This is a genomic window from Mesorhizobium sp. 8 (assembly GCF_006351905.1).
In the GTDB taxonomy this organism is placed as follows: domain Bacteria; phylum Pseudomonadota; class Alphaproteobacteria; order Rhizobiales; family Rhizobiaceae; genus Mesorhizobium; species Mesorhizobium composti.
Genome location: NZ_CP040914.1, coordinates 1,926,325 through 1,947,635, shown reverse-complemented (window position 1 = coordinate 1,947,635; position 21,311 = coordinate 1,926,325). Strand labels below are relative to the sequence as shown.

Genomic DNA, 21,311 nt, shown 5'->3' with positions numbered 1-21,311 from the left:
AGAGCGTGGGGCGGGCAATGTCATCCGCGAATGGCGTTCCCCATCGACGGGAGGGTAGGCGTCGGGGTTATTCGGCCGGCTCCACGTTGGTGTAGGCGGCTTCCTCGAGTTCGCGTTTGAGGCGGGCCTGTTCGTGGCTCTTCGGCGTGACGAAGCGGCCGAGCAGCAGGTAGGCGACCGGGGTCAGGAACAGCGTCGAGACCGTGGCGAGACCGAGGCCCCCGACGATGACCCAGCCGAGCGCCACGCGCGCTTCGGCGCCGGCGCCGCTTGCCAGCACCAGCGGCACGCCGCCGAGCACGGTACAGATCATCGTCATCATCACCGGGCGAAGGCGGATGTTGGCGGCCTGTTCGATGGCCTCGCGCACGCCGAGGCCGCGGTCGCGCAACTGGTTGGCGAACTCGACGATCAGGATGCCGTTCTTGGCCATGACGCCGACCAGGAGCACCAGGCCGATCTGCGAATAGGCATTGAGGCTGGTGCCGGTGAGGATCAGCGCGAAGATGGCGCAGGCGAGCCCGAGCGGCACCGTCGCCATGATGATGACGGCCGAGACGAAACTTTCGAACTGGGCCGCCAGCACCAGGAGGATGATGACCAGCGCGAAGCCGAAGATAGTGACCATGCCGGAATTGGTTTCGCCGAGCGTCGCCGCCTCGGCCAGCGGCACGATGCGGGAACCCGGCGGCAGCAGCGGCGTGGCGATGCTTTCGGCCGCCTTCAGCGCGTCGCCGAGGGCGAAGTCGCTGCGCAGATTGGAGGTGATGGCGACGGATGGCTGCTGCTGCTCGCGCGTCAGCGAGGGCGGCACGGCGCGCTCTTCCAGCGTTGCGATGGTCGACATCGGCACGTAACGGCCGTCGGCCGTCTTGAGGAAGATGTTCTCCAGGTCGGTCGGGTCGTTGATCGGATTGGTGGTGGAGACGAGTTTCACGCCGTAGCTGCGGTCGGCGATGTAGACGTCGCCGATGTCGTTGCCGTCGAGCATCGCCTGCATGGTGTCGGCGAGGCCGGTGATATCGATGCCGAGATCGGAGGCGCGCGCGCGGTCGATCGCCACGGCGAGTTGCGGCTGGGTCGGGTCGATCGACAGGCGCGGCTGCTGGAAGCGCGGATCGGCCTGCATGGTGTCGATGATCTTGCCTGCCGCTTCGGACAAAGCCTTGCGATCGTTGCCGACCAGCGCGAACTGCAGGCCGTTGCCGGCGCCGCGGATGCCGAGGCTGTTCGGCTGGACAGGGAAGATGCGGGCTGCCGGCACCTGCTTGGCCAGTTCGGTGATCTCGGCCATGATCTGCTGCTGGCTGCGGGTACGCTCGTCCCACGGCGCCAGCGTCATCACCATGAAACCCGAATTGTACTGGTTGTTGTAACCGGCGCTCTCGAAGGTGGAGACGATCTCGCCGGAATCGCGCAGCGGCTGGATCAGTTCCTCCAGCTTGCGCATCTGGGAGGTGGTGAAGTCGAGACTGACGCCCTGCGGCGCGCTGAAGCGCAGCAGCACGGCGGAGCGGTCCTCGGTCGGCGTCAGTTCCTGGCGGATGGTGCCGAACATGGCGAAGGCGGCGCCGGCGAACAACACGGCCACCAGAAGCACGATGACCGGCGCGTCGAGGCAGACGTGCAGGCAGCGGCGATAGACGGTCATGAGGGCGCCACCGATGCGGCCGCCGATGCCGTTATTTCCCTCGTGATGCAGCGAGGCTTCCGTCAGCATGCGTGAGGCGAGCATCGGACACAGCGTCAGCGCCACGACGCAGGACAGTAGCACCGCCATAGCGAGCACGAAGCCGAACTCGCGGAACAGGCCGCCGGTCTGGCCGGGCAGGAAGGAGATCGGCACGAAGACGGCGACAAGCGTGGCGGTGGTGGCGATGACGGCGAAGAACACTTCCTCGGCGCCGAGCACGGCGGCGGCGCGGGGTCCCATGCCCTCGTTGCGGCGGCGCACGATGTTTTCCAGCACGACGATGGCGTCGTCGACGACGAGGCCGGTCGCCAGCACCAGGGCCAGAAGGGTGAGGATGTTGATGGAGAAGCCGGCGAGATAGATCGCCGCGATGGTGCCGATCATGGCGACCGGCATGGAAAAGGCCGGGATCAGCGTGGCGCGCCAGTCGAGCAGGAAGACGAAGATGACGATCAGCACGATAGACACAGACAGGCCAAGGGCGATCTCAACCTCGTGCACGGCGCCGTTGACGAAGACCGCGTCGTCGGACGTCACCTTGATCGTCATGCCCTTGGGCAGGTTCTCCTGGATCTTGGCGACCGCCGCCTTCACGCCGTCGGAAATGTCGAGCGTGTTGGACTCGGCGGCGCGCACGATGCCGATGCCGATGCCCGTCTTGCCGTCGGAGCGCAGCGTCGACTGGCCGATATCGGGACCCATGGTGACGGTGGCGACGTCGCCGATGTGGGTCGTGCCGCCGATGACGATGGCGGCGAACTGCTCGGGCGTGGTGACGTCGGCGGTGGTGCGCACGACGAGATTCTGGTCGGTGGTGGTGATGGAACCTGCCGGCGTGTCGAAGGCGACGGAGGCCAGCGCCTTGCGCAGGTCGGCCACCGTGTAGCCGAGGGCGGCGAGTTTCGCCTGGTTGACGTCGATGCGGAAGATCTTGTCACGGTCGCCGTAGACCTGCACGTCGGCGACGCCGGGCACGGCGGCCAGCGCGTCCTCGACGCGGTCCTCGACGATGACGGTCATGTCCTCGACGGACAATTTGTCGGAGGTCACGGCAAGCCGCATCACGGCGTCGGAATTGGCGTCCGCCTTGATGATGCGGGGCGGGTCGGCTTCCTCCGGAATCTGGTTGGCGACGCGGCCGACGGCATCGCGTACGTCGGAGGCGGCGACGTTCAGGTCGACGCCGTCGTTGAATTCGATGGTGACGCGGCTGGAGCCGAAGGATGAGGTGGAGGAGATCGACTTGACGCCGGAGACACGGGCCACCGCGCCCTCGATGGTCTTGGTCAACTCCCGATCGACGGTTTCGGCCGCAGCGCCGGTGAATGTCGTGTTGACGGTGACGACGGCGCGGTCGACGTCCGGCAGTTCGCGGATCTCGACGCCGTAGAAGGCGGCGAGGCCCGCCACCGCGATCAGCGTGTTGAGGACGAAGGCCAGCACCGGCCGACGGATGAACAGCGCGGTAAAGCCCGTCTCGCTGCTCCTGGGGGCGGCTTCGCTCATCGGCCGATCCTTGTCACGCGCCGGGTCACGAGCCGGCCGCTACGGTGGCCTGTTCGGCGCCGTCTTCGTCGGCGATGCGCACCGCGCCGCCCTGGCGCACGCTCTGCACGCCTTCCGTCACCACCATCTCGCCGACGGCCACGGGCGCGTCGACCAGTACCGTCTGGCTATTTCGCTGGATGATGCGCACCGGCACGCTTTGAGCCTTGCCGTCCTTGACGACCCAGATGAAGGCGCCGTCGGCGCCCCATTGGATGGCCAGTGGACTGACGGCCGGATAGGTGTTGCCGGGGAATTTCATGCCGACCTGGAAGGCCATGCCGGCGCGCAGCGAATCGGCAGGATTGGCGATGGTCGCCTGCACCCACAGCGTGCGGCTTTTCTCGTCGATGTGGTTGTCGATGGCGCTCACCGTGCCCTTGAACACGTCCTTGGGGCTGGCAAGCGAGGTTGCCGTCAGTTCGGCACCGATCCGGACAGCGGCGGCGAAACGTTCCGGCACCCAGAAATCGACCAGGATGGAGGAGCGGTCATGCACCGTGGCGATGGCGGACGTGCTGGTCACATAGTTGCCGGCGGCGATCGGCAGGATGCCGACGGTGCCGGCGATCGGCGAGACGACCGAGCGGCGGTCGAGGGAGACCTGCGCATCATGCACGGACAGTTCGTCGTTGCGCAGTTCGAGTTCGGCATCGCTGAGTTGCACGGCCGTTGCCGCGTTGGAGGCGCGCAGCGCGCGCAAGCGATCCACTTTCGCCTTGGCGTCGTCGCGTCCGGCGACCGCCTTGTCGAGGGCGATCTGCTCGACGTCGGAATCGAGCCTGGCGATGACCTGGCCGGCTTCGACATGCGCGCCGGATTCGACGAGAAGCTCGGTCATGCGGCCGGACGAATAGGGATTGACGGTGACCGTCGCCTTGGCGCGGCCGGTGCCGATGGCTTGCAGGCGATCGTTGATCGTTTCGGTCGTCGCGGCCGCTGCAACCACCATGGTCGGCACCCGGCCAGCTTCAGCCGCCTTGCCAGGCGCCTTACTGCCGGCGTTGCTGCCCGGTTTCGGGGTCGAGGCATGCGCCCACTCAATGCCCAGGCGGTCGAGCACCTGCGGCGCGCCGGGAAAGAACAGCACCCAGCCGAACGCCGCGGCGACGAGGATCACCAGAGAAAGGACGATCTGTTTCCAGGTAGCCATCGGCACTCCGGCTGACGATATGACCAACGTCCACCGGCTCCTCCCGCCCGGACGACGACACGACGCGCCATGCCCGGCACGGAGCAGCGTAATACTATGCCTTTATGGCAATTCTCCAACGTTTGCGCACATTAAATCTGCGTAAGGTTGGCCATCCGCGAAATCGTCAGGCTAGAGGCGGCGGTCAGCGCAATTTTTCCATCTCGCCCAGTCGGCGGGTGCTTTCGGCTTCCAGTTGGCGTGTCACCGAGGCGAGCAACGTCTCGGCGACGACGAAAAGCGAGGCGGAGGAGTCCCAAGGGGAGGGCACGGCGGTACGCCCTGCGACGACATGGCGGGCGAAGCGCGCGATGGGCGACAGCCACTGGTCGGTGAACAGCACGATCTGCACGCCGCGCTGGTGCGCCTTCTCGGCGAAGCGCAAGAGGCTGTCCTGGTAGCGGCGGATGTCGAAGATCAAGAGCACGTCGCGTTTGCCCATGTCGATGAGCCGGTCGCGCCACATGCTTTCCTGGCCGGCGAGATGGAACACGTTCGGCCGGATGATGGTGAGATGGGCGGCCATGTAGCGGGCGAGCGGGTCGGTGAAGCGGCCGCCGACAAGGAACATGTGGCCGCGGCTATCGGCCAGCCGCTCGACGATGTCGGCCATCTGTTCCTGCGAGAAATGGCGGAAGGTCTCGCGCAGATTGTCGATCGCCGCTTCCATCATCGGCCGGACGGGACTGTCGAGAGCCGGGCCGGGCGGGCGCGCCGCCGGCGACTGCAACTGCGCGGCGAGTTCATCCTGCAGGGCCGACTGGAATTCGGCGTAGTTGTGAAAGCCGAGCCGGGCGACGAAGCGCAGGATGGTGGGCGAGGAGACGCCCGCCGCCTGCGAAAACTCGGCAACCGTCTTGAGGCCGACGACCGGATAATTGGCGACCAGCGTCTGCGCCGCGCGGCGCTCGCCGGCCGGCATGACGCCGATCCGGTCGGCGATCAATTCGGCAACGCCTGCTGTCATGTCCTCACCCGTTCCCCGCCCGAAAGGAAGTCGCAAAAGCCGTTTGACAAAGCCGGACAAACTGTATGAAATCATCCGTGACTGCGCAATCATAGAAAAAACGTATCATTAGATACGCGCCGTCGAGGGGAGGGACATGGGCAGGACAGGGCGGCTGGACGATCTTGCGATGTCGCAGTCCGTGCGGGTGACGAACCCCCACGGTGCCGGGCGCTTCGTCTTCACCTGCGACCATGCTTCCAACTTCCTGCCGCCGGAATTCGGCACGCTGGGCCTGGCCGAGGCGGAGTTATCGCGCCACATCGCCTGGGACCCCGGCGCGCTGCCCGTAGCCCGCCTTCTCGCCGAAGCGCTGGACGCGACGCTGGTGGAGACCTGCATTTCGCGTCTGGTGCTCGACTGCAACCGGCCGCTCGACGCGCCGGACCTGATACCGCCGGTCAGCGAGACGACCGCGATCCCCGGCAATGCGAAGCTGTCGGAGGCGGAGCGCGAGGCGCGCGTGGCGCGCTGCTGGCGTCCTTTCCACGATGCCGTCGAGGCGGTGGTGGAAGACAGGCTGGCGCGCGGACGCGAGGCCTGGCTGATTTCGGTGCATTCCTTCACGCCAATCTACAAGGGGGTGCAGCGCCCCTGGCAGATCGGCATCATCCATGACGACGACACGCGCCTCGCCGCGCCGCTGATCGCTGCCCTGCAAGGGCAGGGCGGCCTGACGGTCGGCGTCAACCAGCCCTATTCGCCGGCCGACCGGGTCTATTTCACGCTCGAGGCGCATGCGCGTCCGCGCGCTCTGCCGTGCGCGATGATCGAGATCCGCAACGACGAGATCGCCACGGGAGCGGAGCAGGCGAAGTGGGCGGGCCTGCTGGCGCAGGCCCTTGCTCCGATCCGTCTCGCCGGCGGGCAAGCCGCCAACGAAACCGTCAGCCATCGATAGACAGGAAAGACCGTGCCGAAAGCCGCCGTTCTCTTTGTCCGAAATGTCGACGCATTGAACTACCGCGTCGGCCGCGTCGCCATGTATCTGTTCTTCGCCATGGGCGCGATCCTGCTCGCCTCCACGGCCTCGCGTCTGGTGCTCGGCGTTCCGATAAACTGGGCGCTGGAGATGTCGCAGTTCATCCTGTCGGCCTATTACCTTCTCGGCGGCGCCTACGCTCTGCAACTCGACCAGCATGTGCGCATGGATCTGTTCTACGGCCAGCTCGCGGCACGCAAGCGGGCCATCCTCGATGCCGTCACCATCCTGTTCGTCATCTTCTATCTGTGCGTACTGCTCGGGGGCGGCATTTCGAGCACAAACTACGCGATCGTCTACGGTCAGAAGAACTATACCGCCTGGGCGCCGCCGCTGTGGCCGATCAAGGTCATCATGACCGCCGGCATTTTCCTGATGCTGCTTCAGCTCATCTCAACCTTCATCAAAGACGTCGCCATCGCACGCGGGAAGCCGATCGCATGAGTTCGGAATTCATCACGCTCTTCATGTTCGGCACCATGATGGTGCTTTTGTTCACCGGGCAGCGCGTCTTCGGCGTGATCGGCTTCGTCGGTTCGGCGGCTGCCCTTTGGCTGTGGGGCGAGGGCGCTTTCGAGATGCCGTTCAACGCCTCCTTCCAGGTGCTGAACTGGTATCCGCTGATCACCGTGCCGTTCTTCATCTTCATGGGTTACATGCTGTCGGAATCCGGCATAGCCACCGGCCTCTACCGCATGTTCCATGTCTGGTTCGGACCGGTGCGTGGCGGCCTGGCGCTGGGCACCATCGGGCTGATGGTGCTGATCGCGGCGCTGAACGGGCTGTCGGTGGCAGGCATGGCGATCGGCGCCACCATCGCGCTGCCGCAGCTTCTGCGCCACGGCTACGACAAGGTGATGGTGACCGGCGTCATCCAGGCCGGATCGTCGCTCGGCATCCTCATTCCGCCGAGCGTGGTTCTGGTGCTCTACGCCATGATCGCGCGCCAGCCTGTGCTCGACCTGTGGCTGGCGGGCGTCGGGCCAGGCTTTCTGATGGCGGTGATCTTCGGTGCCTATGTCTATATCCGCTGTTTGGTGCAGCCCGACATCGGTCCGGCGCTGCCGGCGGAGGAGCGCGCGCAGATCACGCGCGCGGAGAAGTTCCAGTTGCTCAGGCAGGGCATCCTGCCGCTCGCCATCTTCTTCATCATGATGGGCCTGTTCATGTCGGGCACGACCAGCCTCGTCGAAAGCTCGGCGGTGGGCGCGCTGCTCGCCACGGCCGCTGCGTGGTGGGCCGGCAACCTGAACAGGAAAGTGTTCGAGGATTCGACGCGCAACACGCTGGGCATCTCGTGCATGTTCATGTGGATTATCCTCGGCGCGCTTTGCTTCTCGTCGGTCTATGACGGGCTCGGTGCGGTCAAGGCGGTCAAGACGCTGCTCATCGACACCTGGGAATTCTCGCCGTGGACGGTTCTCAGCCTGATGCTGCTGTCCTTCATCGTCATGGGCATGTTCCTCGATGATACCGCCATGCTGGTCATCGTCGCCCCGCTCTACATCCCGCTGGTGAAAAGCCTCGGCTTCAACCCGGTCTGGTTCGGCATCCTCTACACCATCACCTGCCAGATCGCGTACATAACGCCGCCCTTCGGCTACAACCTGTTCCTGATGCGGGCGATGGCGCCGCCCGAGGTTTCGCTGATGGACATCTACAGGTCCATCGTGCCGTTCTTCTTCCTGATGGTGCTGTCGCTGATCCTGATCATGATCTTTCCGCAGATCGCGATGTGGCTGCCCGAATACTTTTCGGGGCGGTAGGGAACGAACGCAGACACGGTGAAAAATCATAAGAAGGGGGACGATGGAGAACAGACAGACGTGCCGGGGGGCGGGCATCCCGCCTCCATTCGAAATCCAATATCGACTGATGGGAGACTTGTGAGATGACCGAGAAAAGCACGATCAACAAACGCGATTTCCTGCGCAAATCCATCCTGACGGGCGCCGGCGCTGTCGGCGCGACCGCGCTGGCGACGCCCTACGTGAAGGCGCAGGCTCCGATCAAATGGCGCCTGCAGACCTATGCAGGCCCGGCACTGGCCGAGCATGTGTGCAAGGTCGGCGTCGACGCCTTCAACAAGGCCGCGCATGGCGAGATGGAAATCGAGATGTACACGGCCGACCAGCTGGTGCCGCAGGGCGAACTGTTCCGCGCCGTGCAGTCGGGCACCATCGACGCCGCGCAGAGCGACGACGACTCGGCCGCGGCCCCGGTGGACGTCAAGGTGTTCGGCGCGTACTTCCCGCTCGCCTCGCGCTATTCGCTCGACGTGCCGGCGCTGTGGCACTGGCACGGGCTGAAGGAAGTCTGGGAGGAGGCCTATGCCGAAATCCCCGGCGTCACCTGGCTGTCGACCGGCGCGTGGGATCCGTGCAACTTCGGCACCACCAAGCCGATCAAGTCTGTGGCGGACCTGAAAGGCCTGCGTGTCTACACCTTCCCGACCGGCGGCCAGTTCCTGTCGAAATTCGGCGTCGTGCCGGTGTCGCTACCTTACGAGGACGTCGAGCCGGCGATCCAGACGGGCGAGCTGGACGGCGTTTGCTGGTGCGGCATCACCGAGATGCACACCGTCGGCTGGGCCGACGTGCTGAAGTACTTCCTGACCAACCCGCTGTCGGGCGCCTGGGCCGGCTCCTACTTCGTCAACACCGAGAAGTGGAAGGCGGTGCCGGAGCATCTCCAGCAGCTCTTCATGATGTCCATCGACACCTCGCACTACTATCGCCAGCACTGGTACTGGGCGGGTGAGGCCAAGTACCGCAACGAGGGCAAGCTGGAACTCACCTCGATCCCCGAATCCGACTGGAAGCAGGTCGAGGACGAAGCCTCGAAGTTCTGGGACGAAGTGGCCGGCCAGAGCCCGCGTTCGGCCAAGGTCGTCGAGATCATCAAGAAGTACAACCAGTCGATGGTCAAAGCCGGACCGCCCTACCGCTACGCGTGAGAGCGGGATATTGATTACCCGTCCGGCCGCCATTCCGGCGGCCGGGCATCGTTTGAAATTCAGGCCCAAAGGGGCGGAGTGCGAAAAGAATGGCCGGAAATCTCTCGTTCGATCAGTTGAAGAAGGCAGTGTCGGCGGGAGAGATCGACACGGTTCTGGCCTGTGCCGTCGACATGCAGGGACGACTCATCGGCAAGCGCTTCCTGGCGCAGTATTTCGTCGATTCCGCCCATGACGAGACGCATGGCTGCAACTACCTGCTCGCCAACGACATCGATATGGAGCCGGTGCCCGGCTACAAGGCTGCCTCCTGGCAGAAAGGTTACGGCGATTTCGTCGTCAAGCCGGACCTCGCCACGCTGAGGTCGGTGCCGTGGCTGGAAAAGACGGCGATGGTGCTGTGCGATCTTCTCGACCACCACACCCATGGCGACCTGCCGCATTCGCCGCGCGCCATCCTCAAGAAGCAGATCGCTCGGCTGACCGAGCGCGGCTACATGGGCTATTTCGCGTCCGAGCTGGAATTCTACCTGTTCTCGGAAACCTATCAGTCAGCGCGCGCCAAGCACTGGCAGAACCTTGAAACCGCCTCGCCCTATATCGGCGACTACCTGATCGGCATCACCACCAAGGAAGAAGGCTATATGCGCCGCCTGCGCAACGACATGCAGGCGGCCGGCATTCCCATCGAGAACTCGAAGGGCGAATGGGGGCCGGGGCAGGAAGAGATCAACGTGCGCTATGCCGAAGCGCTCGACATGGCGGATCGCCACACCGTCCTCAAGAACGGCGCCAAGGAGATCGCCGACGCCGAGGGCAAGGCCGTCTCCTTCATGGCCAAGTACAATTACGGGCTGGCCGGCAATTCCAGCCACATCCATAACTCGCTGTGGAGCAAGGATGGCAAGACGCCGCTGTTCTTCGACAAGAGCCAGCCCTGGACACTGTCGAAGCTCGGGCAGCAGTGGAGCGCCGGGCAACTGAAGTATGCCAAGGAATTCACGCTGCTTCTGGCGCCTTACATCAACTCCTACAAGCGCTTCCAGTCCGGCACCTTCGCACCGACCAAGATCATGTGGAGCGAAGACAACCGCACCGCCGGTTTCCGGCTCTGCGGCGAGGGCACCAAGGGCATCCGCATGGAGTGCCGCATCGGCGGCGCGGATTTGAACCCCTATCTGGCTTTCGCGGCGCTGATCGCGGCGGGGCTGGCCGGCATCGACGAGAAGCTGGAACTGCAGAAGCCGTTCGTCGGCGACGCCTACCAGGCCGCAAGGCTGCCGGAAATCCCCAAGACGCTGCGCGACGCCACCGAGGCCTTCGCCAAATCGAAGATGATGAAGGCGGCACTCGGCGAAGACGTGGTCGAGCATTATGTCCACAATGCGCGCTGGGAGCAGATGGAATACGACCGCCGCATCACCGACTGGGAACTGCATCGCGGCTTCGAGCGGTATTGACGAATGTGGTGCGTCCTTCGAGGCTCGCTTCGCTCGCACCTCAGGATGAGGGAGGTGGTTTGCCCGACTTCACTTTCGCAGGCCCCGCACAAACGGTCCTCATCCTGAGGTGCGAGCGAAGCGAGCCTCGAAGGACGCACTACGGACGAACGGAATCTTGAACTGGAGTCGGTTATCTTGGAAACCATCAAACTCAAATCCCCCGTCGACGGTTCGATCTATGCCGAACGACCGGTCGCGACAGACCAGCAGGTCAATGCCGCCGTGGAAAAGGCGCGAGCCGCGCAGGCCGACTGGGCGCAGGTGCCGATCGCCAAGCGCGGCCAGTACATGCTCGCCATGCTGGAGGCGCTGGTTGCCATGACCGACGAGATCGTGCCGGAGATCGCCTGGCAGATGGGCCGGCCGGTGCGCTACGGTGGCGAGTTCGGCGGCGTCAAGGAACGCACCCAGTATATGGTCGAGATCGCCGAGAAGGCGCTGGCGCCGGTGCCTGCATCGAACCCGAAGGACGGCTTCCGCCGCTATGTGAAGAAGGACCCGCTCGGCGTCGTCATGGTCATCGCGCCGTGGAACTATCCGTATCTCACGGCCGTCAACACCATCGTGCCGGCGCTGATGGCGGGCTCCACCGTGATCCTGAAACACGCCGCGCAGACGCTGCTGGTCGGCGAGCGCTTCGCCCAGGCGTTCGAGAAAGCCGGCCTGCCCAAGGGTGTGTTCCAGAACGTGGTGCTCAACCACGCGCAGACGGAGAAGCTGCTCGGCAGCGGAAAAATCGACCACGTCAACTTCACCGGCTCGGTCGCCGGCGGGCGCGCCATCGAAAAGGCGGCGGCTGGCACCTTCATGACGCTCGGGCTGGAACTCGGCGGCAAGGACCCGGCCTACGTCCTGCCCGATGCCAAGCTCGACCACGCCATCGCCAACCTCGTCGACGGCGCCTTCTTCAACTCCGGCCAGTGCTGCTGCGGCATCGAGCGCGTCTACGTGCACGAGAAGGTCTATGACGATTTCGTCCACGGCTTCATCGCCGAGACGAAGAACTATGTCGTCGGCAACCCGCTGGACCAGGCGACCACCATGGGGCCGATGGCGCAGGCGCGGTTCGCCGACCTGATCCGTGAGCAGAAGGCCGAAGCCCTGCGCAAGGGGGCAGCCGCGCATATCAACATGAAGATCGACAACGACGTCGCCGGCTCGCCCTATATCGCGCCGGAAGTGCTGACCAATGTCGACCACCAGATGTCGGTGATGCGCGAGGAGAGTTTCGGCCCGATCGTCGGCATCATGAAGGTGCGCAACGACGAGGAGGCCATCGCGCTGATGAACGATTCTCCCTATGGCCTGACGGCCTCGATCTGGACGCGCGACACCGATCATGCCGTCGCCATCGGCGACCGCGTCGAGACCGGCACCGTGTTCATGAACCGCTGCGACTATCTCGACCCGGCGCTGGTCTGGACCGGCGTGAAAGACACCGGCAAGGGCGCGGGGCTCAGCCAGATCGGCTACGACAACCTGACCCGGCCGAAGAGCTATCACCTGCGCGAAACCATCTGATCTTCCGAAAGCAAAAGAAATGACCACCCTCGTCTCCAAATGGAACTACCCGACCACCGTCCGCTTTGGCGCCGGCCGCATCAAGGAATTGCCCGACGCGCTGGCCGCCACCGGCATCAAGCGGCCGCTGTTCGTAACCGATCCGGGACTGGCGAAACTGCCGGTCGTGGCTTCGACGCTGAAGATCCTCGACGACGCGAAAATCCCCTACGGCGTCTTTTCCGACGTCAAGCCGAACCCGGTGGAATCCAACCTCACCGCCGGCATCGAGGTGTTCAGGAAAGGCAAGCATGACGGCGTCATCGCCTTCGGCGGCGGCTCGGCGCTCGACCTCGGCAAGCTGATCGCCTTCCAGGCCGGGCAGACGCGGCCGGTGTGGGACTTCGAGGATATCGGCGACTGGTGGACGCGTGCCGACGCGACGAAGATCGTGCCGATCGTCGCCGTGCCGACCACCGCCGGAACCGGCTCGGAAGTCGGCCGCGCCGGTGTCATTACGCATGAGGCTAGCCACACCAAGAAGGTGATCTTCCATCCGAAGATGCTGCCCGAGATCGTCATCGCCGACCCGGAACTGTCGGTCGGCATGCCGGCCTTCATCACCGCCGGCACCGGCATGGACGCGCTGGCGCATTGCCTCGAAGCCTATTGCGCGCCGGGCTATCATCCAATGGCCGACGGCATCGCCGTGGAAGGCATCCGCCTGGTGTTCGAGAACCTGCCGAAGGCCTTCGCCAACGGCAAGGACCTCGTCGCTCGCGCCCACATGATGTCGGCCGCCGCGATGGGCGCCACCGCCTTCCAGAAGGGGCTCGGCGCCATCCACTCGCTGTCGCATCCGATAGGCGCGCTCTACGACACCCATCACGGCATGACCAACGCAGTCTTCATGCCTTATGTTCTGGCCTTCAACCGCGATGCGGTGGAGAGCAAGATCGACCGGCTCGCCGCCTATTGCGGCATCAAGGGCGGCTTCGACGGTTTCGCCAAGGCGGTGATGAAGCTGCGCAAGGAACTCAAGGTGCCGCAGGCGCTGCCCGGCCTCATCAAGGGGCTGGAGATGGACAAGAAGCGCAAGACGCTGATCGCCGACATGGCGGTGGTCGATCCGACCGCCGGCGGCAATCCGGTCAAGCTGACCAAGAAGGCGGCGCTGTCGCTGCTGGAGAGCGCCCTGAACGGATAGGCCGGGCGCCGCCGGGTTTCTGCGCCCGTCGGTTTCGGCGGCCGCAGCCCTGAAAAGCCACGAGGGGAAGGAGGAAAAGATTAGCCGGGAAATGAAAGGGGCGCCGATTGCAGGCGCCTGGCAAAAGTAGTTAACTTTTCGTCTTTCTGGGCGCGGGGCGGTCCCTTCTTCATCGGACTGTCATGCAACGGCAATACCGGATCGCAGGCGTCCAACAGCGCCAGTTCAATGGAGGGAATACAATGTCGAGAGTAACAGGGAAGATCCTTTCCCTTTCAGCCGTCGCTTTCCTGGCGACCACCGCCATTTCCTACGCCGAACCGTCGGCAGAACTCATCGCCGCGGCCAAGGCCGAAGGCATGTTTTCGCCGATCGCCCTGCCGCACGACTGGTGCGGATGGGAAGGAATCCTGAACGGCTTCAAGGCCAAGTATCCGGAAATCAAGCTCAACGAACTCAACCCCGACGCCGGCTCTGCCGACGAGATCGAGGCGATCAAGGCCAACAAGGACAACAAGGGCCCACAGGCTCCCGACATGGTCGACGTCGGCCTGGCGTTCGGCCCGGCGGCGACCAAGGAAGGTCTCTTCCTGCCCTACAAGGTCGAGACCTTCGACGAGATCGAGAACAAGGACCCGGAAGGCCACTGGTACGGCGGCTATTATGGCGTGCTGTCCTTCGAGGTGAACAAGGACATCGTCAAGAACGTGCCGCAGGACTGGGCGGACCTCCTGAAGCCCGAATACGCCAACAGCGTCGCCCTGGCGGGTGACCCGCGCGCCGCCAACCAGGCGATCCTGTCGGTCTATGCGGCTGGCCTGGCCACTTCCGGCGGCGATGCCGCCAAGGCGCCACAGGCCGGCCTGGACTTCTTCAAGAAGCTCAACGACGCCGGCAATTTCGTGCCCGTCATCGGCAAGGCCGCGTCGTTGGCGCAGGGCACGACGCCGATCGTCATTCGCTGGGACTACAACGCGCTGGCCGACCGCGACACGCTGAACGGCAACCCGCCGGTCGAGGTTGTGGTGCCGAAGTCCGGCGTCCTGGCCGGCGTCTATGCGCAGGCGATCAGCGCCTATGCGCCACACCCGAACGCCGCCAAGCTATGGATGGAATACATCTACTCCGACGAAGGCCAACTCGGCTTCCTGAAGGGCTACTGCCACCCGGCGCGCTTCAACAAGCTGGTCGCGGACGGCAAGGTGCCGCAGGAAATCCTCGACAAGCTGCCGGCGGCCGACCTCTACAAGCAGGCGATCTTCCCCTCGCTCGAGGAGCAGGACGCCAACAAGAACGCGGTCACCGGTGGCTGGGACAGCGTCGTGGGCGCCAACGTCCAGTAATCCGGCAAGAAACGGGTGCGGCGCCGGCGCGGTGCCGCATCCGTGTGAATGAAACGGCGGCGGATGACTTCATCGACGAGCGAAACGACAAGCCCGGCCCCGGTCGCATACGCGTCGGGCAGCGGACGGCGGATGTCGTTCGCATGGCTCGGCGTCATGCCGTTTCTCCTGTTCGCGCTGCTGTTCCTGATCCTGCCGACGATGAAGATCGTCGTCGGCAGCTTCCAGACCAATGACGGCGGGTTCACCCTCGCCAACATCGCGAACCTGTTCCAGCCGTCGATCCTTTCGGCCTACTGGATATCGATCCGCATCAGCCTCGCTTCCGCGCTGCTCGGCTGCGGCTTCGGCTTTCTCGTCGCCTGGGCGTTCGTCCTCGGCGGCCTGCCCGGCTGGATCCGTTCGCCCCTGCTGACGTTTTCCGGAGTCGCCTCCAATTTCGCCGGCGTGCCGCTGGCCTTCGCCTTCCTGGCCACCTTCGGAAGGCTTGGGCTGGTGACGTTGATCCTGCGCGACTGGTTCGGCATCAACATCTATGGCCTCGGCTTCAACCTGCTCAGTTTCGGTGGCCTGACGCTGACCTACCTTTTCTTCCAGATACCGCTCGCCATCCTCATCATCACGCCGGCGCTCGACGGCATGCGCCGCGAATGGCGTGAGGCGGCCGCCATACTGGGCGCTTCCGGCTTCCAGTACTGGCGTATCGTGGCCTTTCCGATCCTGTGGCCGAGCCTGCTTGGCACCTTCGCGCTGCTGTTTGCCAATTCCTTCGGCGCGGTCGCCACCGCCTATGCGCTGACGGGAAGCTCGCTGTCGATCGTGCCCATCCTTCTGTTCGCACAGATCCGTGGCGACGTGCTGCAGGACCCGCATCTGGGCTATGCGCTGGCGTTCGGCATGATCGTCGTCACCGGCATCGCCAACGGCATCTATATCTGGCTGAGGGCGCGCAGCGAACGGTGGATCAAATGAGGACCAACCGCATCTGGTCTTGGCTGTTCGTCGCGCTGGCGATTGCCTATTTCGCCCTGCCGCTCATCGGTACGTTCGAGTTTTCCCTGAAGATGCGGCGCGCCGCCTACAGCCTCGACGCCTATGCCGTCGTGCTCAGCGACCCGCGCTTCCAGCAGACGTTCATGTATTCGGTGCTGATGGCGCTGGCCACCATTGCCGTCGGCGTGTTGCTTGTGGTGCCGACCGCCTACTGGGTCCGGTTGAAGCTGCCGCACTGGCGGCCGTTCATGGAATTCATGACGCTGCTGCCGCTGGTCATCCCGCCGATCGTCATCGTCTTCGGCTACATCCGGCTCTACAACACGTCGTCGTGGCTGCCGCTGACCGGTTCGGCGATGGGAACCAACGTGCTTCTGATGTTCGGCTACGTGGTGCTGGCGCTGCCCTATATGTATCGCGCCGTCGATACGGGCCTCAGGGCCATCGACGTCGCCACGCTGACGGAGGCCGCGCAGAGCCTGGGCGCGGGATGGGTGACCATCCTTGCGCGCGTCATCCTGCCCAATGTCGCTGTGGCGGTGCTGTCGGGCGCTTTCCTGACCTTCGCCATCGTCATCGGTGAATTCGTCATGGCGGCACTTTTGAGCCGCCCCGCCTTCGGCCCCTACATGCAGTTGCTCGGTGCCAACCGGGCTTACGAGCCGGCGGCGCTCGCCGTCATCGCCTTCCTCATCACCTGGGGCTGCATGGCGCTGATCCAGGTGGTGTCGCGCTTCGCGCCGAAGCCGCCCGAACAGTTGCACTGAGTTGAGAGAGAGTTCGATGGCCGATCCGTTTCTTTCGATCCAGCATGTCGAGAAATCCTTCGGGGCGACCAAGGTCGTGCACGACTTCAATCTGGATGTCGAAGCGGGCGAATTTGTCTCTTTCCTCGGGCCGTCCGGCTGCGGCAAGACCACGGTGCTGAGGATGGTGGCCGGCTTCGAGGAGCCGAGCGCCGGGCATATCCTCGTCGGCGGCAAGGACATCACCCGGCTGCGCCCCAACCAGCGCAACATCGGCATGGTGTTCCAGGCCTACGCGCTGTTCCCGAACCTGACGGTTGCCCAGAACATCGGTTTCGGCCTCAGGGTCGCCGGTGCCTCAAGGGCCGATATCGACAAGCGCGTGGCCGAGATGCTGGCCCTCATCAGCCTGCCGCAGATGGCCGACCGCTATCCCTACCAGCTCTCCGGGGGCCAGCAGCAACGCATCGCGCTGGCGCGTGCCCTGGCGCCGAAGCCGAAACTGCTGCTGCTCGACGAGCCGCTGTCGGCGCTCGACGCCAAGGTGCGCGTGTCGCTGCGCGAGGAAATCCGCTCCATCCAGAAAGAGCTCGGCATCACCACCATCTTCGTCACGCACGACCAGGAGGAGGCGCTGTCGATCTCCGACCGCATCGCCGTCATGTATGGCGGCAAGGCCGAGCAGGTCGGTGCGCCGTTCGAGATCTACAACCGGCCGGCGACCAAGTTCGTCGCCAATTTCGTCGGCACGCTGAACGTACTGGAAGGGACCGTTACCGACGCCTCCGCCGGCACGGTGCGTGTCGCCAGCCAGGACGTGGCGCTGAAGGGCAAGCTCGACGGCTCCAGGACCGGCGACACGCTGTCGTTGGCGCTCCGGCCCGAGGCGATTGCACTGGGCGCACGCCCCGGCCACGACAGCAAACTCACCGGCGAGATCGCCGACGTGCATTTCCTCGGCTCCGTCATCCGGGTGCGCGTCGGCGTCGGCGGCAAGCAGATTTCGCTCGACACCTTCAACAACTCCTCGACCCCACCGCCTGTCGTCGGCGACAAGACCGAGATCAGCTTTTCGTCCGGAGACGTGCTGGTCCTGCACTGAGGGCTTGGCCGCCAGATCGATGGGAAGCCATGTTATGCTTCCCGGCTGCTCGGTGTGTCGGCCTGGAAGGCGAAGACGAAGGCAGGCTTCTCCCCGCCTTGCGCGGCAGCGCCGAAATCGGCCACCGCGTATTCGGCGAGCAGGCGCAGCCTGTGGCGGGGCAGGGGAGCGCGGCCGGGATCGCCCACCAACGCCGTAGCGCCCGCATCCAGACAGCGGTCGAGGAAGGTGGTGGCGCGCGCGGCGAGTCCTGTTTCGTAGAAGACGTCACCGGCCAGCACCATGTCCACGTCCGGCGCAGGGCCGTCGATGACGTCGTGCGCCCACCTCTCCACCTTGACGCCGTTCGCCGCGGCGTTGAGGCAAAGGGCGGCGAGGGCGTTCGGATCGGTATCGGCTGCGATGACGCTTGCGGCGCCGGCCTTGGCCGCGGCGATGGCGACAAGGCCGGAGCCGGTGCCGAGATCGATTACGCGCCGGCCGGCGACGGTTTGCGGCCGGTCGATGGTGAAGCGGGCAAGCACGGCACCGCCGGCCCACGGATAGGCCCAATAGGGCGAGCCCGGCGCACCCGTGGCCTCCAGCATGCGGCGCAGGCCGCTTGCCGGCGTCGCCATATGCAGGCGGATTTCCGGGACGAACGGCACCGCCGCCAGCGGAAGGTTCGCGACAATGAAGCCCGACGGATCGACGCGATGCGGGGTGAGAGGCATCGGCGCCTTATAGCAGAAGTTTTGGCGCCCGGCGCAGCGGCCGGTTGGGCTGCCGCGCTTGCAAGATCGGGCGGCAGCCGGGCTTTCTTCCACTTCGTCGTCCCTCAATTACGTTGACGTTAACGTCAATTTTGATCTATACGAGAAGTGACCAACGACGCGGCAAAAGGGATTGCCATGTCCGGCCGGATCGGCAAAGTCCGGCGAACCGCAACGCGCATGACAGCGCAAGAGACGAGGAGTCCCAGCATGGGCGTTCAGGATATTGCAGACAGACTCAAGGCGCAGGTCGCCAGCGCCGGCTTCGACCGGTCGGTGAAGTTCGATACCGGCGCCGACGGCGTCATCGTCATCGAAGGCGCGACCGTCTCCACCACCGACGGCCCGGCCGACTGCACCATCAAGCTTTCGCTGGACGACCTGGAATCGCTGATCGCAGGGGACCTCAACCCGACCATGGCGTTCATGACCGGCAAGCTGAAGATCGAGGGCGACATGTCGGTCGCCATGGCGCTCAGCCAGCTGATCGGCTGAACCGCACGCCTGTTCGATTCAAAAAGGCGCAGCGGCCGGACCGCTGCGCCTTTTTGTTTGGGATGCGTCGATCTCAAGCGGCCAGTTGGATGCGGGCCGTCTTCGCCGTTTTCCTCCCGGCAGCGCGGATGGTGCCATGTGCACCGTCCAGCGCGCCGGGCGACAGTTCCAGCGCCAGCAGCCGATGGCGCTCATAGGGGCCGGGCATGGCCAGGCTGCCGGTCCTGTCGGCCGAGAAACCGAAACGGCCGTAGTAGGGGGCATCACCCACCAGCAGGATGGCCTTGTGGCCGAGCCGCGCCGCCTCCGTGATGGCATGGCGCATCAGCGCCGAGCCGATGCCGGCGCTCTTCAACGACGGCTCGACGGCAAGCGGGCCGAGGAGAAGGGCCTTTGGTCCACTTTCGCCAAGCCTGACATCCCACAGCCTGACCGTGCCGACGATCGCGCCGGCCGCATCGCGCGCGACGAAGGCGAACCCTTCGGACGGCCGGCGGCCGCGCCGCAGCTTTTCCGACGACTTCTTCTTCCGCCCCGGTCCCATGGCGCGATCGAGCAGCGCCTCGCGCGCCGCAATGTCGGCGGCGGTCTCGGCGGTGATGATGAAGGCCGGTTGGGCGGCCGATAGGATTTCTGCAAATTCCATGTCCGTGATCCTTCACGAGCGGAGGTTTTCTTCCACAAGCGAACCGGAGGGCGGCGGCCGGCGCATGTATCCGAGGCCAAAGGCCGAGGTAAGATCATGCGCGACCAAAGACGTCGCCCTGCCGGGTGATCTGAAGACGTGAGTCTTCAGATCACGTAGGATCGGAGCGGCTCGAAGCCGTTGAAGGCCACCGCCGAATAGGTGGTGGTGTAGGCGCCGGTGCCCTCGATCAGCACCTCGTCGCCGATGGTGAGCGACAGAGGCAGCGGGTAGGGCGTCTTCTCGTACATCACGTCGGCCGAATCGCAGGTCGGGCCGGCAAGCACGCAAGGCGCCTTGGCGTCGGCGTCGCGGCCGGTGACGATCGGGTAGCGGATCGCCTCGTCCATCGTCTCGGCGAGGCCGCCGAACTTGCCGATGTCGAGATAGACCCAGCGCACGTTGTCGTTGTCTGCCTTCTTCGAGATCAGCACGACTTCCGACTTGATGACGCCGGCATTGCCGACCATGCCGCGGCCCGGCTCGATGATCGTCTCGGGAATGCGGTTGCCGAAATGCTTCGACAGCGCGCCGAAGATCGCCTCGCCGTAAGCCTGAGCTGCCGGCACGTCCTTCAGGTAGCGGGTCGGGAAACCGCCGCCCATGTTGACCATGCGAAGCACGATGCCTTCGTCGGCGAGTGTCGAGAAGACCTGCCTGGCGTCGGCCAGCGCACGGTCCCAGGCGTCGAGGTCCGTCTGTTGCGAGCCGACGTGGAAGGACACGCCGTAGGCGTCCAGCCCGAGGCTGGCGGCATGGCGCAGCACGTCCACGGCCATCGCCGGCACGCAGCCGAACTTGCGCGACAGCGGCCATTCGGCGCCTTCGCCGTCAGTCAGCACGCGGCAGAAGACACGGCTGCCGGGGGCGGCGCGCGCCACCTTCTCGACCTCTTCCACGCAATCGACCGCGAACAGGCGGATGCCGAGCTCGTAGGCGCGGGCGACGTCGCGCTCCTTCTTGATGGTGTTGCCGTAGCTGATGCGCTCGGCCGGCGCGCCGGCGTCCAGCGCCATCTCGATCTCGGCGACCGAAGCGGTGTCGAAGGACGAGCCGAGCGAGGCGAGCAGGCGCAGGATCTCCGGCGCGGGATTGGCCTTCACCGCGTAGTAGATCTTCGATTCCGGCAGGGCCTTGCGGAAAGCATGGAAATTGTCGCGCACGACGTCGAGGTCGACCACGAGGCACGGGCCGCTGGGACGTCGGGTGGCGAGGAAATCGAGGATACGCTGGGTTGCCATCGGTCACTCCCGTCGCGCCTGCCGGCGCGTCATCAAGCTGCGTGCGCGGGCACGCAGCCCTCGCGACACGCGGGTCAAACAAAGGCGGGATGGTTTCTCGCGGGACCGGCCGGTGGAGACGCCGGATCCGCGCTTCGCCGTCCCGCGGCGATGGACCTTGGCCGCCCGGCCACGATCCGCTTTGTCTGCCTTGGCTTGGATGGGAAATCCCAACCGCACTGCCGGCAATGAAGGTGTGCCTCTTCAGTAACCCCGGTCTATGGACGACCGGCAGAACACCAGAAAGGCCCGCACCGTCGTTGCTTCAAGGCGTCCTCGGATATGCGGTTGGCCGCTCATCCGACCGGGCTCGTTACTTCCCGGGTACCGTC

At 65.0% G+C, this 21,311-nt stretch carries 18 protein-coding genes; 12 read left to right on the top strand and 6 right to left on the bottom strand.

The window, feature by feature from the left end; all coding sequences use genetic code 11:
• Positions 1–67: 67 nt before the first annotated feature.
• The 3 genes from FGU64_RS09410 to FGU64_RS09400 all read right to left on the bottom strand — a co-directional run bounded on the left by FGU64_RS09410 (position 68) and on the right by FGU64_RS09400 (position 5,397).
• Positions 68–3,199, bottom strand: coding sequence for an efflux RND transporter permease subunit (locus FGU64_RS09410; RefSeq protein ID WP_139952800.1), 3,132 nt, complete (start codon positions 3,197–3,199; stop codon positions 68–70).
• Positions 3,200–3,224: 25 nt separating this feature from the next.
• Complete coding sequence (locus FGU64_RS09405) at positions 3,225–4,391, bottom strand: efflux RND transporter periplasmic adaptor subunit (RefSeq protein ID WP_139952797.1); 1,167 nt, start codon at positions 4,389–4,391, stop codon at positions 3,225–3,227.
• Positions 4,392–4,575: 184 nt separating this feature from the next.
• Positions 4,576–5,397, bottom strand: coding sequence for a MurR/RpiR family transcriptional regulator (locus FGU64_RS09400; RefSeq protein WP_136356436.1), 822 nt, complete (start codon positions 5,395–5,397; stop codon positions 4,576–4,578).
• Positions 5,398–5,566: 169 nt separating this feature from the next.
• On the opposite strand from FGU64_RS09400, the gene FGU64_RS09395 reads away from it, so the two are divergent.
• From FGU64_RS09395 to FGU64_RS09345, 11 genes are all read left to right on the top strand, one after another.
• Positions 5,567–6,337 (top strand): N-formylglutamate amidohydrolase, encoded by a 771-nt coding sequence (locus tag FGU64_RS09395; protein WP_246671338.1) that lies wholly within the window; start codon positions 5,567–5,569, stop codon positions 6,335–6,337.
• 12 nt (positions 6,338–6,349) lie between these two features.
• A complete protein-coding gene (locus FGU64_RS09390; protein WP_136356432.1) occupies positions 6,350–6,862 on the top strand; it encodes a TRAP transporter small permease subunit in 513 nt (170 codons plus the stop codon).
• On the top strand, positions 6,859–8,184 hold the full coding sequence (locus tag FGU64_RS09385) for a TRAP transporter large permease subunit (RefSeq protein ID WP_139952790.1): 1,326 nt from the start codon (positions 6,859–6,861) through the stop codon (positions 8,182–8,184). Before FGU64_RS09390 ends, FGU64_RS09385 begins: the two co-directional genes overlap by 4 nt.
• 125 nt (positions 8,185–8,309) lie before the next feature.
• Positions 8,310–9,374 carry a TRAP transporter substrate-binding protein gene (locus FGU64_RS09380; protein ID WP_139952787.1) on the top strand — a complete coding sequence of 355 codons (1,065 nt, stop codon included), beginning with the start codon at positions 8,310–8,312 and terminating at the stop codon, positions 9,372–9,374.
• An 89-nt stretch (positions 9,375–9,463) separates the two neighbouring features.
• A complete protein-coding gene (locus tag FGU64_RS09375) occupies positions 9,464–10,834 on the top strand; it encodes a glutamine synthetase family protein (protein ID WP_139952784.1) in 1,371 nt (456 codons plus the stop codon).
• A 174-nt stretch (positions 10,835–11,008) separates the two neighbouring features.
• Positions 11,009–12,397 (top strand): aldehyde dehydrogenase family protein, encoded by a 1,389-nt coding sequence (locus tag FGU64_RS09370; RefSeq protein ID WP_139952781.1) that lies wholly within the window; start codon positions 11,009–11,011, stop codon positions 12,395–12,397.
• 19 nt (positions 12,398–12,416) lie between these two features.
• On the top strand, positions 12,417–13,583 hold the full coding sequence (locus FGU64_RS09365; RefSeq protein ID WP_139952778.1) for an iron-containing alcohol dehydrogenase: 1,167 nt from the start codon (positions 12,417–12,419) through the stop codon (positions 13,581–13,583).
• Between the two features lie 242 nt (positions 13,584–13,825).
• A complete protein-coding gene (locus FGU64_RS09360; protein ID WP_139952775.1) occupies positions 13,826–14,926 on the top strand; it encodes an ABC transporter substrate-binding protein in 1,101 nt (366 codons plus the stop codon).
• Between the two features lie 63 nt (positions 14,927–14,989).
• Positions 14,990–15,898: an ABC transporter permease subunit gene (locus FGU64_RS09355; protein ID WP_139952773.1), complete on the top strand. Its 909-nt coding sequence runs from the start codon at positions 14,990–14,992 to the stop codon at positions 15,896–15,898.
• On the top strand, positions 15,895–16,686 hold the full coding sequence (locus FGU64_RS09350) for an ABC transporter permease (RefSeq protein ID WP_139952770.1): 792 nt from the start codon (positions 15,895–15,897) through the stop codon (positions 16,684–16,686). Before FGU64_RS09355 ends, FGU64_RS09350 begins: the two co-directional genes overlap by 4 nt.
• 16 nt (positions 16,687–16,702) lie before the next feature.
• Complete coding sequence (locus FGU64_RS09345) at positions 16,703–17,767, top strand: ABC transporter ATP-binding protein (RefSeq protein WP_139952767.1); 1,065 nt, start codon at positions 16,703–16,705, stop codon at positions 17,765–17,767.
• Positions 17,768–17,799: 32 nt separating this feature from the next.
• Here FGU64_RS09345 and FGU64_RS09340 read toward each other — a convergent pair whose 3' ends face one another.
• Positions 17,800–18,480: a 50S ribosomal protein L11 methyltransferase gene (locus tag FGU64_RS09340; RefSeq protein ID WP_139952764.1), complete on the bottom strand. Its 681-nt coding sequence runs from the start codon at positions 18,478–18,480 to the stop codon at positions 17,800–17,802.
• Positions 18,481–18,729: 249 nt separating this feature from the next.
• Here FGU64_RS09340 and FGU64_RS09335 point away from each other — a divergent pair, with 249 nt between their 5' ends.
• Entirely contained in the window at positions 18,730–19,014 is a 285-nt protein-coding gene (locus tag FGU64_RS09335) for an SCP2 sterol-binding domain-containing protein (protein ID WP_139952761.1), read from the top strand.
• A gap of 73 nt (positions 19,015–19,087) precedes the next feature.
• Here FGU64_RS09335 and FGU64_RS09330 read toward each other — a convergent pair whose 3' ends face one another.
• Both FGU64_RS09330 and odc2 read right to left on the bottom strand, forming a co-directional pair.
• Complete coding sequence (locus FGU64_RS09330; RefSeq protein WP_139952757.1) at positions 19,088–19,660, bottom strand: N-acetyltransferase; 573 nt, start codon at positions 19,658–19,660, stop codon at positions 19,088–19,090.
• 146 nt (positions 19,661–19,806) lie between these two features.
• A complete protein-coding gene (odc2, locus tag FGU64_RS09325) occupies positions 19,807–20,940 on the bottom strand; it encodes an ornithine/lysine decarboxylase (protein ID WP_139952755.1) in 1,134 nt (377 codons plus the stop codon).
• Between the last annotated feature and the right edge of the window lie 371 nt (positions 20,941–21,311).